We start from the raw sequence: 12018 nt of genomic DNA, 5'->3' as shown, positions 1-12018 counted from the left end.
TTTCATGACACAGAAATTTGACGTCGTAGTGATTGGTGCAGGTCCTGGCGGCTACGTTGCCGCGATCAAGGCTGCACAACTGGGCCTCTCGACTGCTTGCATCGAAAAATACACCGACAAGGAAGGCAAGCTGGCGCTGGGCGGTACTTGCCTGAACGTCGGTTGCATTCCTTCCAAGGCGCTGCTGGACAGCTCCTGGAAATTCCACGAAGCCCAGGATGGCTTCGCGATCCACGGCATCAACCATGCTGGCGTGACCATGGACGTGCCAGCGATGGTCAGCCGTAAAGCCAACATCGTCAAGGGCCTGACTTCCGGCGTTGCCACCTTGTTCAAGGCCAACGGCGTCACTTCCCTGCAAGGCCACGGCAAGCTGCTGGCTGGCAAGAAAGTTGAAATCACCAAGCCAGACGGCTCGACCGAAATCATCGAAGCCGAGAACGTGATCCTGGCTCCAGGTTCGCGTCCAATCGACATTCCGCCTGCTCCAGTCGACAACAACGTGATCGTTGATTCGACCGGCGCCCTGGAATTCCAGGCTGTGCCTAAGCGCCTGGGCGTGATCGGCGCCGGCGTGATCGGCCTGGAGCTGGGTTCGGTGTGGTCCCGCCTCGGTGCTGAGGTGACCGTGCTGGAAGCCCTGGACACGTTCCTGCTGGCTGCCGACACCGCCGTTTCCAAGGAAGCGCTGAAAACCCTGACCAAACAAGGTCTGGACATCAAGCTGGGCGCTCGCGTCACCGGCTCGAAAGTCAACGGCGAAGAAGTTGTCGTCAACTACACCGACAAGGATGGCGAAAAAACCATCACTTTCGACAAGCTGATCGTAGCCGTGGGTCGCCGTCCAGTGACCACCGACCTGCTGGCTGCCGACAGTGGCGTGAACATCGACGAGCGTGGTTTCATCCATGTTGACGATCACTGCGCGACCACCGTGCCGGGCGTCTACGCCATCGGCGACGTGGTTCGCGGCATGATGCTGGCGCACAAGGCTTCCGAAGAAGGCATCATGGTTGTCGAGCGCATCAAGGGTCACAAAACCCAGATGAACTACGACCTGATCCCATCGGTTATCTACACCCACCCGGAAATTGCATGGGTCGGCAAGAACGAACAGCAGTTGAAAGCTGAAGGCGTTGAAGTTAACGTCGGCACCTTCCCGTTTGCCGCTTCTGGCCGTGCCATGGCAGCCAACGACACCGGTGGTTTTGTCAAAGTCATCGCTGATGCCAAGACTGACCGCGTATTGGGCGTCCACGTGATTGGCCCGAGCGCTGCAGAACTGGTTCAGCAAGGCGCGATCGGTATGGAATTCGGCACCAGTGCCGAGGACCTGGGCATGATGGTCTTCTCCCATCCGACCCTGTCCGAAGCGTTGCACGAAGCAGCGTTGGCAGTGAATGGCGGCGCCATCCACATCGCCAACCGCAAGAAGCGCTAAGCGAGATAATAAGAAACCACGGCGGAGTTGCCCGTCGTGAGCCTTGCGCGCAAGACTCACCGCGGAATATCCGCTGGACGCAGCCTTGCGCAGCTTTACGGGCCTTGAGCCCCGCAAGTTGCGCAAGCAGCAGTCACAGGTGGCGCGGCACTCATAATGAGCGCAGCGCCGAATGCGCAGTACCTAACGAAGACGGTAAAAAGCATGAATCTTCACGAGTATCAGGGTAAGCAGCTGTTCGCTGAATACGGCCTGCCAGTTTCCAAGGGCTACGCAGTAGACACCCCGGAAGCAGCAGCAGAAGCTTGCGACAAAATCGGCGGCAGCGAGTGGGTTGTCAAAGCCCAGGTCCACGCCGGTGGTCGCGGTAAAGCGGGCGGCGTTAAGCTGGTTCGCAGCAAAGAAGACGCCAAGGCCTTCGCACAGCAGTGGCTGGGCAAGCGTCTGGTGACTTACCAGACTGATGCCAATGGCCAGCCAGTCACCAAGATCCTGGTTGAATCGTGCACTGATATCGCTAAAGAGCTGTACCTGGGCGCTGTCGTTGACCGTTCGAGCCGTCGCATCGTGTTCATGGCTTCCACCGAAGGTGGCGTGGACATCGAGAAGATCGCTCACGAAACCCCAGAAAAAATTCTGAAAGCCACCATCGACCCACTGGTTGGCGCTCAGCCATTCCAGGGTCGCGAGCTGGCTTTCCAGCTGGGCCTGGAAGGCAAGCAAGTTGCCCAGTTCGCCAAGATCTTCGTTGGTCTGGCCAAACTGTTCCAGGATCACGATCTGGCCCTGCTGGAAGTGAACCCGCTGGTGATCAAGGCTGACGGCGATCTGCACTGCCTGGACGCCAAGATCAACATCGACGCCAACGCCATGTACCGTCAGCCTAAGCTGAAGACTTTCCACGATCCGTCGCAAGACGATCCGCGCGAAGCGCACGCTGCCAAGTTTGAACTGAACTACGTAGCCCTGGAAGGCAACATCGGCTGCATGGTCAACGGTGCCGGCCTGGCCATGGGTACCATGGACATCGTCAACCTGCATGGCGGCAAACCAGCCAACTTCCTCGACGTGGGCGGTGGTGCTACCAAAGAACGCGTGACCGAAGCCTTCAAGATCATCCTGTCCGACTCCAACGTCGCAGCAGTACTGGTCAACATCTTCGGCGGCATCGTTCGTTGCGACATGATTGCCGAAGGCATCATCGGTGCAGTGAAAGAAGTCGGCGTTAAAATCCCGGTTGTTGTTCGCCTTGAAGGTAACAACGCTGAACTGGGCGCTAAAGTACTGGCAGAAAGCGGTTTGAACATCATCGCGGCTACCAGCCTGACCGACGCTGCTCAACAAGTTGTCAAAGCTGCGGAGGGCAAATAATGAGCGTCCTGATCAATAAAGACACCAAAGTTATCTGCCAGGGTATTACCGGTTCGCAAGGTAGTTTCCACACCCAGCAAGCCATCGAATACGGCACCAAGATGGTTGGCGGCGTAACTCCGGGCAAAGGCGGCACCGAGCACCTGGGCCTGCCAGTGTTCAACACCGTGAAAGACGCTGTAGCTGCCACTGGCGCCACCGCCAGCGTGATCTACGTTCCAGCACCTTTCTGCAAGGACTCCATCCTGGAAGCGGCATTCGGCGGCATCAAGCTGATCGTCTGCATCACCGAAGGCATTCCTACCCTGGACATGCTGGACGCTAAAGTTAAGTGCGACGAGCTGGGCGTAGTCCTGATCGGCCCTAACTGCCCAGGCGTGATCACTCCAGGCGAATGCAAGATCGGCATCATGCCAGGTCACATTCACTTGCCAGGCAAGGTCGGTATCGTTTCCCGTTCCGGCACCCTGACCTACGAAGCTGTGAAGCAGACCACTGACGCCGGTTTCGGTCAGTCGACTTGCGTCGGCATCGGCGGTGACCCGATCCCGGGCTCCAACTTCATCGACATCCTGAAGCTGTTCCAGGAAGACCCGAAGACCGAAGCGATCGTGATGATCGGTGAGATCGGCGGTTCGGCTGAAGAAGAAGCGGCTGCCTACATCAAGGCACACGTGACCAAGCCGGTTGTTTCCTACATCGCTGGTGTGACTGCCCCTGCGGGCAAGCGCATGGGCCATGCTGGCGCAATCATCTCTGGCGGCAAAGGCACTGCAGACGAGAAATTCGCTGCGCTGCAAGACGCCGGTGTAAAAACCGTGCGTTCGCTGGCAGACATCGGCAAGGCCCTGGCCGAACTGACCGGTTGGGCTGTCAAGTAAGCCTCGCGCTTAGCTGACGCTTCACCACACAAAGGTCACCTTCGGGTGGCCTTTGTGCTTTCCGGGGTTTAATAAAGATCAAAATGTGGGAGGGGGCTTGCCCCCTCCCACATTTGCCTGTATTGCCAAATTAGGTATGAAAATGCGACATGCAGATGTCGCTTATCGGACAGTCCGCCCCGCAACAGTGCGTTCGTCAGCCAATTTCTGTACCCTGGCTGCCTCGTTATGCGTGCGCCTCCCAAAAGGAAGCCTCGCGCTAGACCGGTCGGCCGCCATAAGGGCCGGCAGTATTTCCCTCATCCACAGGGAATCCCTCTCTAAATTCCGATTCAGTAGTGTGGTATTTCCCGAAATGAAAGTGTTGAAAAGCCAGGACATCCTGGCGTTGGGCTTTATGACCTTTGCCCTGTTCGTGGGCGCCGGCAACATCATCTTCCCGCCTATCGTTGGACTGCAGTCGGGGCCTCACGTCTGGATGGCAGCGCTGGGCTTCCTGATCACCGCAGTCGGCTTGCCGGTGGTCACCGTGATCGCCCTGGCCAAGGTCGGTGGTGGCATGGACGCGTTGAGCAGCCCGATCGGCAAGATCGCCGGTGGCCTGCTCGCGGCGGCGGCGTATCTGGCGGTAGGGCCGCTGTTCGCCACCCCGCGTACCGCGACCGTGTCCTTCGAAGTAGGCCTGGCGCCGCTGACCGGTGAAAGCCCGCTGGCGCTGTTCCTCTATAGCTCGGTGTACTTCCTCGTGGTGTTCTTTGTCTCCCTGTACCCCGGTCGGCTGCTGGACACCGTGGGGCGTTTCCTGGCGCCGCTGAAGATCATCGCCCTGGCCATTCTCGGCATCGCCGCGTTTGCCTTGCCGGCCGGTGATGTGGGCGTCGCTACCCCGGAATATGTCGCCGCACCGTTTTCCCAAGGCTTTATCCAGGGTTACCTGACCATGGATACCCTGGGTGCCCTGGTGTTTGGCATCGTGATCGTCAATGCCATCCGCTCCCGTGGCGTCGAGTCGCCCAAGCTGATCACCCGTTACGCCATCATTGCGGGCTTGATTGCCGGCGTGGGCCTGGCCCTGGTGTACTTCAGCCTGTTCCGCCTGGGTTCGGGCAGCCATGCAGTGGCTGCCGGTGCCACTAACGGTGCTGCGGTGCTGCACGCCTATGTGCAACACACCTTCGGCTCCCTGGGCAGTGGCTTCCTGGCCGTGCTGATCTCCCTGGCGTGCCTGGTGACTGCGGTAGGCCTGACCTGTGCCTGCGCCGAGTACTTCAGCAAGATCCTGCCGCTGTCCTACAAGACCCTGGTGGTGATCCTGGCGCTGTTCTCGTTGTTCGTCTCGAACCTGGGCCTGACCAAGCTGATTGCCTTCTCGATCCCGGTGCTGACCGCGATCTATCCGCCGTGCATCGTGCTGGTGGCGCTGAGTTTCTGCAAAGATTTCTGGCAGGAGCAGGGCCGTATCGTTGGCCCGGTAATGCTGGTGTCGTTCATCTTTGGCTGCATCGATGCGCTCAAGGGCGCTGGCCTGGCGGGCTGGATGCCTTCGCAATTGGCCAACCTGCCATTGAGCGAGCAGGGCCTGGCGTGGCTGGTGCCGTCAGTGATGACACTGGTCGTGGCGTTCGCGGTCGATCGCATGCTCGGCAAGCGCAGCGAAGCTATCGCATAACCCACGTTTCTCGCTGTACTGAAATGCCCCGTATCAATCGATACGGGGCATTTTTTATGGGTGAACGGCAGTGTCTTTTTATGTGCGCTAACGTCGAACTGACGCAAATACTTTTCAGCCCTCATTCTGCAAAGGACCCGCATGTCGTTCATCGAAACCAATCAGATCCACCTGCTTGCCGCCCTATGGTTCGCCCTTTGTTGGGGTGGCTATACCCGATACGCCATTTGGAAGGCCCGCGACACGGCCTGCCTCGCCAGCGTGCTGCACCTGTACCGCGAAGACTGGATGCGCCGCATGCTGCTGCGCGACAACCGCATCGCCGACGCCAGTGTGATCGGCAACCTGGAGCGCAATGCTTCGTTCTTCGCCTCCAGCACGTTGATCATCCTCGCCGGCATTCTCACGGTGTTGGGTGCTTCAGAGCGGGCGGTGTCGTTGCTGGCGGACATACCGATGGTGCAACAAGCGTCCCAAGGCATGTCGCAGATCAAGCTGCTGTGCCTGGCGCTGGTGTTCGTCTATGCGTTCTTTACGTTCAGTTGGTGCATGCGTCAGTACAACTTCGCGGCGGTGCTGGTCGGCTCGGCGCCGATGATCGGCGAGCGGGATGTGTCGGAGCAGGAGCGCAAGGCATTTGCTCTGCGTGCGGCGCGAGTCATCTCCATGGCGGCCAACCAGTTCAACTTTGGCCTGCGCTCTTATTACTTCGGCATGACCATGCTGGCGTGGTTTGTCAGCCCCTGGCTATTCATGTTGATGAGCGCCGGGGTGGTGTTGGTGCTGTATCGGCGGGAGTTTCATTCCGACGTGCTGCAAGTGATGGTGTTTACCCAGACGGATACACCGCCGTCGGAACCGGTTAAAGAAGCAGTTTGATCAACCCTTCAAGTAAAAACACCAGGCAAAGTAAAGCCCGCTATCTAAGCGGGCTTTCTTTTTGCAGCGAAGCTGTTACAAGCCGCGGTCTCAAGAACCGGTAGCAGGTGCTGCTTCTTTTGCGGCGGCCTGGTTCGATTCAGCCTGAGCTTTGGCAGCTTCGGCGTTTTCTTTCGCAGCGTCGTTCACTTTATCCTGAGCCTTGGCCATATCTTTCTGAGCTTGCTCAGAATGGGCTGCAGCGTCTTGGGCTTTGTCTTCGGATTTCTTGTCGCAGGCAGCCAGACCGAGGGCAGCGGCCAGCATCATGGAAATAGCTAAAGTCTTGCGCATGGGTGTTTCTCCTTATTGAAGATATCTACTGGCCTTTCGAGCATGGCGCTTCGGCATTAGTTCCTTTTATTTGGTAGATATATAAATCGCAGACTAACCGGAACTTTTACCCTGCCGCCCATTCTGCGGATCAACACTAATAAGAGTCTGGAACGAATGACCGAAAATCCCCTGTTAGAGCGTGCGAAGCGCTTTGTATCGGCCTTGCGCCACTGTCAGGTGCTGGGCATTACCGCTCATCAGGCCAGCGAGGAGGGCATCACGCTGATCATGCCTTATGCGCCCCATCTGGTCGGTGATCCCCAATCGGGGGTGATCCACGGCGGTGCGCTCACTTCCCTGATGGACACCGCCTGTGGCATGGCCACCCTGTGCGTATTGCCGGAATTCGAGGTTTGTCCGACCCTCGACCTGCGCGTCGACTACATGCATCCCGCTACCCCACACAAACCGGTGTACGGCTTCGCCCAATGCTACAGGGTGACCACCGACGTGATCTTCACCCGTGGCTTCGCCTACCAGGATGATCCCCAGCAACCCGTTGCCCATGTCGTCGGTACATTCATGCGCATGGGCAAGCGTCTCAAGGGCACGCAAGGACTGGGCAGCACGATCAAGGGAGAGCAGGCATGACGCACCGATTCAAGACCCGCCTGGAGCAGGCCCACGGGCGCGGCGATTACGCCGCGCTGCTCAACCTGATCCCCTACGCCAGGCTGATCGGCATCGAATGCACCCGGCTGGGGGATGAGCTGCTGTTTCGCCTGCCGGCCAACAAGGACAATATTGGTAACCCCATATTGCCGGCGCTGCACGGCGGGGTGATCGCGGGTTTCATGGAACTGTCGGCGGCGCTGCACCTGCTGGTGTTCACGGGCGCGCCGGGCATTCCGAAAATCATCGATTTTTCTCTGGACTACCTGCGCGCCGGGCAATTTCGCGACACCTACGCCAAATGCCAGGTATGGCGCCAGGGCCGACGGGTGGCGAACGTGGCGATCACCGCCTGGCAGAGCACCGCGGCCGAGCCCATTGCCACGGCTCGCGCGCATTTCAAGATCGAGGAACCAGGCCACCCTTGAAATCCTGCTCTTAGCCCCCAACTTTGATGACAACCCGCCGCCAACCCTCTAGGGCGCGGCCATTGCCATCCAATTGGAGTTTGATGACCATGAGTGTGGAAACTCAAAAGGAAACCCTGGGCTTCCAGACCGAGGTGAAGCAACTGCTGCACCTCATGATCCATTCGCTGTATTCCAACAAGGAAATCTTCCTTCGCGAATTGATCTCGAACGCCTCTGACGCTGTCGACAAATTACGTTTCGAAGCCCTGTCCAAGCCTGAGTTGCTGGAAGGTGGCGCCGAACTGAAGATCCGTGTGAGCTTCGACAAGGACGCCAAGACCGTCACGATCGAAGACAACGGTATCGGCATGAGCCGTGACGATGCGGTCGTCCACCTGGGCACCATCGCCAAGTCTGGCACCGCCGATTTCATGAAGAACCTCTCGGGCGACCAGAAGAAAGATTCGCACCTGATCGGCCAATTCGGCGTGGGCTTCTACTCGGCCTTCATCGTTGCCGACAAGGTTGAAGTATTCAGCCGCCGTGCCGGCCTCGACGCCAGCGAAGGTGTGCACTGGTCCTCCAAAGGCGAGGGCGAATTTGAAATCGCTACCGTCGACAAGGCTGACCGTGGCACCCGTATCGTGTTGCACCTGAAATCCGGTGAAGACGAATTCGCCGATGGCTGGCGACTGCGCAATATCGTCAAGAAGTACTCCGACCATATCGCCCTGCCGATCGAATTGCCGAAAGAACAAGCGGCTGCTGAAGGCGAAGAGGTCCCTGCCCAGGAATGGGAAGTGGTCAACCGTGCCAGCGCGCTGTGGACCCGTCCGCGTACCGAGATCAAGGACGAGGAATACCAGGAGTTCTACAAGCACATCGGTCACGACTACGAAAACCCGCTGAGCTGGAGCCACAACAAGGTCGAAGGCAATCTGGAATACAGCTCGCTGCTGTACGTGCCGGCCCGTGCTCCGTTCGACCTGTACCAGCGTGAAGCGCCAAGAGGCCTGAAACTCTACGTGCAGCGTGTGTTCGTGATGGACCAGGCGGAATCGTTCCTGCCGCTGTACCTGCGCTTCATCAAGGGTGTGGTCGATTCCAACGACCTGTCGCTGAACGTGTCGCGGGAAATCCTGCAGAAAGACCCGATCATCGACTCGATGAAGTCGGCGCTGACCAAGCGCGTGCTCGACATGCTGGAAAAACTGGCGAAGAACGAGCCTGAGCAATACAAGGGCTTCTGGAAAAACTTCGGCCAGGTCATGAAAGAAGGCCCGGCGGAAGACTTTGCCAACAAGGAAAAAATCGCCGGCCTGCTGCGTTTTGCTTCCACCCAGGGCGACGACGGCGAGCAGGTTGTGTCCCTGGCCGAGTACCTGGCGCGCGCCAAGGAAGGTCAGGACAAGATCTACTACCTCACTGGCGAAACCTACGCCCAGGTCAAGAACAGCCCGCACCTGGAAGTCTTCCGCAAGAAAGGCATCGAAGTGCTGCTGCTGACCGACCGTATCGATGAGTGGCTGATGAGCTACCTCAACGAGTTCGACGGCAAGGCCTTTGTCGACGTGGCCCGTGGTAACCTGGACCTGGGTAGCCTGGACTCCGAGGAAGAGAAGAAAGAAGCCGAAGAAGTCGCCAAGTCCAAAGAGGGCCTGGTCGAGCGCATCAAGGCATCCTTGGGCGATGCCGTCAGCGAAGTGCGTGTCTCGCACCGCCTGACCGATTCCCCGGCGATCCTGGCCATCGGCGAGCAGGACCTGGGCATGCAGATGCGCCAGATCCTCGAAGCCAGCGGGCAGAAGGTTCCGGATTCCAAGCCGATCTTCGAATTCAACCCGGCTCATCCGCTGATCGAGAAACTCGATGGCGAGCAGAGCGAAGAGCGTTTTGGCGACCTGTCGCACATCCTGTTCGACCAGGCGGCCCTGGCCGCTGGCGACAGCTTGAAAGACCCGGCTGCCTATGTGCGCCGCCTGAACAAGCTGTTGGTTGAACTGTCGGTTTGATCCTGATGTAGAAAAACCCGCTTCGGCGGGTTTTTTCGTTCTAACGCACCTCAACTGGAGTAAATGATGAGCCAAGTCACTGTACGTTCCGTGGTCTATCAGATTGATGGCCAGTCCTACGAAAGCCGCCTTGCGTTCGACGCCAATCATAAAGGCCCGCTGCCGGGGCTGTTGATGGCTCCGAATTGGATGGGGGTGAGTGCGGGTGCCGAAGAGATCGCCAAAAGCGTGGCCGGCAAGGGCTACGTGGTGCTGATTGCCGACCTGTACGGGCAGACCGTACGCCCGTCGAATGGCGATGAAGCCGGCGCAGCGATGATGCCGCTGAAGAACGACCGTGCGTTGTTGAACAAGCGTATGCAGGCGGCCTTCGAGCAGTTGCAGGGACAGACCGAGGCCGTTGTCGATACGTCGAAACTGGCGACCTTTGGTTTCTGCTTCGGTGGTTGCTGCTCCCTGGAGCTGGCGCGTACCGGTGCGCCGGTCAAGGCGGCCATCTCGTTCCACGGCACCCTCGACACGCCAAACCCGGCGGACGCAAAGAACATCAAGGGCTCAGTGCTGGTGCTGCACGGCGCTTGCGACCCGCTGGTGCCGAAGGAACAACTGCCGGCGTTCGAAGATGAAATGAACGCAGCCGGCGTGGATTGGCAACTGCTGAGCTATGGCGGCGCGGTGCATTCCTTCACCGACCCCCATGCCAATGTGCCGGGCAAGATGATGTACGACGCCAAGACCGCCAAGCGGGCGTTCCAGTCGATGCATAACTTGCTGGATGAAGTGTTCAAGGGCTGATTTTTCAGCGCCTGTCCGGGCCTAATCGGGGGCAAGCCCCCTCCCATACTTGGATGCAATCACTGATCAAATGTGGGAGGGGGCTTGCCCCCGATGGCTATCTCAATGGCAACTCAATTCTTTCAGACTCACCCGGCACCGTCGGCCAATCCCCGGCTGCCCAGCGCTGCCTGGCCTGTTCAATCACCGCCGGATCACTCGCGACAAAATTCCAATTGATCCGCCGTGGCCCATCCAGCGGCGCGCCACCAAACACCACCAAGTGGCAATCACTGTCCGCAAACAACGTCATCTCCTGCCCGGTCGGCAATACCACCAGGCTGTGCACTTCCAGCGCCACGCTGTCCAACTGAGCTTCACCCTCCAATACATACACCGCACGTTCTTCATGCTCTTCAGGCACCAGCAGGGTCGTAGCCGTCTGCATCCGCACCTCGGCATACAGGGTGGGCGACAGCACCGGCACCGGTGACTTGAGACAGAACCCATCCCCTGCGATCAGGCGTATCTGCACGCCCAGGTTCTCACTCACCGGCAGACTCGCCGCCGGGTGATGGCTGTAATGTCCCGGCCCGGTCTCGTGGTCTTTGGGCGAGGCCAGCCACACTTGCAGCCCGTGCAGGCTGAAACCCTCGGCCCTGAGGGCTTCGGGTGTGCGTTCGACATGAGCGATGGCACTGCCGGCGGTCATCCAGCTGACGTCGCCGGCCTGCACCACCTGGTCCGAGCCCAGGCTGTCCTTGTGCTGCAACGCGCCTTCGAACAGATAGGTGAGGGTGGACAGCCCGATATGCGGGTGTTGGCGGATATTCATGCCATCGCCCGGTGCATAGCGGGTCAGCAGCATGTGGTCGAAAAACACAAAAGGCCCGACGCTGCGGCATTCGCGCGACGGCAGCGGGCGCAGGATAGGTTGCCCTTCGACATCTTCGGGGCGAGGGCGGATCACGGTGAGGGTGGTCATGGTGCGTCCCAGTCTGAGCGGGTTGGATGCTGCTGAGCATAACCCGCTCGACGGGAGGTTGCCGCTATTGGCTGAAGGCGCCTTCCGACAGCTTGGTGTCGATGCTGATCTCGGCGGTAGTCATCAGCTTGTGCACCGGGCAGCGATCCGCTACGCGATGCAGCTCATCGCGTTGTTCGTCAGTGAGTACGCCCTTGAGCGTGAGTTTGACGTTGAGTCTGTATTTGCCCTTTTGTTCTTCGGTGGCGTCGTGGCTGACTTCCACAGTCACGCCGGTGAGCGGGATGTCTTTTTTCTGGGCGTAGAGCTTCACCGTCAGGGCTTTGCACGAGGCGAGGGCGGCGTCGAAGTAGTCATGGGGGGAGGGCGCCGAATCGTCACCGCCCAGGCTTTTGGGCAGGTCGGTGAACAACTCGTGGTTGTCGATATTGAGGCTATGGCGAAAGTTGTCCTGGTTCAGGGTGTTTACGGTAACAGGCATGGCAAACCTCACAGGGTGGCAGGATGAAGGTCATGCAGTTATAGAGCATGCTGGCACTTCGGTGTTCCTTGTTTTTGCCGGATGAACCCCGGCAAGGCGTTCAAGGTCTACCCGTATCAGCCCCTATC

Annotated in this window: 12 protein-coding genes; 9 read left to right on the top strand and 3 right to left on the bottom strand. The window is 59.0% G+C overall.

The window, feature by feature from the left end:
* Nucleotides 1-4: 4 nt before the first annotated feature.
* From lpdA to BMX59_RS15640, 5 genes are all read left to right on the top strand, one after another.
* Nucleotides 5-1441, top strand: a complete 1437-nt coding sequence (lpdA, locus tag BMX59_RS15660; RefSeq protein ID WP_092247838.1) for a dihydrolipoyl dehydrogenase — start codon at nucleotides 5-7, stop codon at nucleotides 1439-1441.
* Between the two features lie 204 nt (nucleotides 1442-1645).
* Nucleotides 1646-2812, top strand: a complete 1167-nt coding sequence (gene sucC / locus BMX59_RS15655; protein WP_003190011.1) for an ADP-forming succinate--CoA ligase subunit beta — start codon at nucleotides 1646-1648, stop codon at nucleotides 2810-2812.
* Nucleotides 2812-3693, top strand: coding sequence for a succinate--CoA ligase subunit alpha (sucD, locus tag BMX59_RS15650; protein ID WP_003172813.1), 882 nt, complete (start codon nucleotides 2812-2814; stop codon nucleotides 3691-3693). The genes sucC and sucD overlap by 1 nt, the downstream gene beginning before the upstream one ends.
* A gap of 355 nt (nucleotides 3694-4048) precedes the next feature.
* A complete protein-coding gene (gene brnQ, locus BMX59_RS15645) occupies nucleotides 4049-5362 on the top strand; it encodes a branched-chain amino acid transport system II carrier protein (RefSeq protein WP_071489581.1) in 1314 nt (437 codons plus the stop codon).
* 141 nt (nucleotides 5363-5503) lie between these two features.
* Nucleotides 5504-6241, top strand: coding sequence for a DUF599 domain-containing protein (locus tag BMX59_RS15640; RefSeq protein WP_093123145.1), 738 nt, complete (start codon nucleotides 5504-5506; stop codon nucleotides 6239-6241).
* Between the two features lie 90 nt (nucleotides 6242-6331).
* Here the strand turns inward: BMX59_RS15640 and BMX59_RS15635 are convergent, their stop codons facing one another.
* Nucleotides 6332-6574: a hypothetical protein gene (locus BMX59_RS15635; protein WP_058427885.1), complete on the bottom strand. Its 243-nt coding sequence runs from the start codon at nucleotides 6572-6574 to the stop codon at nucleotides 6332-6334.
* A gap of 156 nt (nucleotides 6575-6730) precedes the next feature.
* Here BMX59_RS15635 and BMX59_RS15630 point away from each other — a divergent pair, with 156 nt between their 5' ends.
* The 4 genes from BMX59_RS15630 to BMX59_RS15615 all read left to right on the top strand — a co-directional run bounded on the left by BMX59_RS15630 (nucleotide 6731) and on the right by BMX59_RS15615 (nucleotide 10445).
* Nucleotides 6731-7207: a PaaI family thioesterase gene (locus BMX59_RS15630; protein ID WP_093123140.1), complete on the top strand. Its 477-nt coding sequence runs from the start codon at nucleotides 6731-6733 to the stop codon at nucleotides 7205-7207.
* Entirely contained in the window at nucleotides 7204-7656 is a 453-nt protein-coding gene (locus BMX59_RS15625; protein ID WP_092247850.1) for a PaaI family thioesterase, read from the top strand. Before BMX59_RS15630 ends, BMX59_RS15625 begins: the two co-directional genes overlap by 4 nt.
* Nucleotides 7657-7745: 89 nt before the next feature.
* Nucleotides 7746-9650 (top strand): molecular chaperone HtpG, encoded by a 1905-nt coding sequence (gene htpG / locus BMX59_RS15620; RefSeq protein ID WP_093123377.1) that lies wholly within the window; start codon nucleotides 7746-7748, stop codon nucleotides 9648-9650.
* Nucleotides 9651-9716: 66 nt separating this feature from the next.
* Nucleotides 9717-10445, top strand: a complete 729-nt coding sequence (locus tag BMX59_RS15615) for a dienelactone hydrolase family protein (RefSeq protein WP_092247853.1) — start codon at nucleotides 9717-9719, stop codon at nucleotides 10443-10445.
* 97 nt (nucleotides 10446-10542) lie between these two features.
* Here BMX59_RS15615 and BMX59_RS15610 read toward each other — a convergent pair whose 3' ends face one another.
* Together BMX59_RS15610 and BMX59_RS15605 are read right to left on the bottom strand one after the other, a co-directional pair.
* Nucleotides 10543-11409: a pirin family protein gene (locus tag BMX59_RS15610; RefSeq protein WP_093123133.1), complete on the bottom strand. Its 867-nt coding sequence runs from the start codon at nucleotides 11407-11409 to the stop codon at nucleotides 10543-10545.
* Between the two features lie 64 nt (nucleotides 11410-11473).
* Entirely contained in the window at nucleotides 11474-11890 is a 417-nt protein-coding gene (locus BMX59_RS15605) for an OsmC family protein (RefSeq protein ID WP_092247858.1), read from the bottom strand.
* Between the last annotated feature and the right edge of the window lie 128 nt (nucleotides 11891-12018).

Origin of the sequence: Pseudomonas sp. NFR09 (assembly GCF_900111535.1) — a bacterium.
Taxonomy (GTDB): Bacteria; Pseudomonadota; Gammaproteobacteria; order Pseudomonadales; family Pseudomonadaceae; genus Aquipseudomonas; species Aquipseudomonas extremorientalis.
This window is presented reverse-complemented; position numbering and strand designations above follow the sequence as displayed.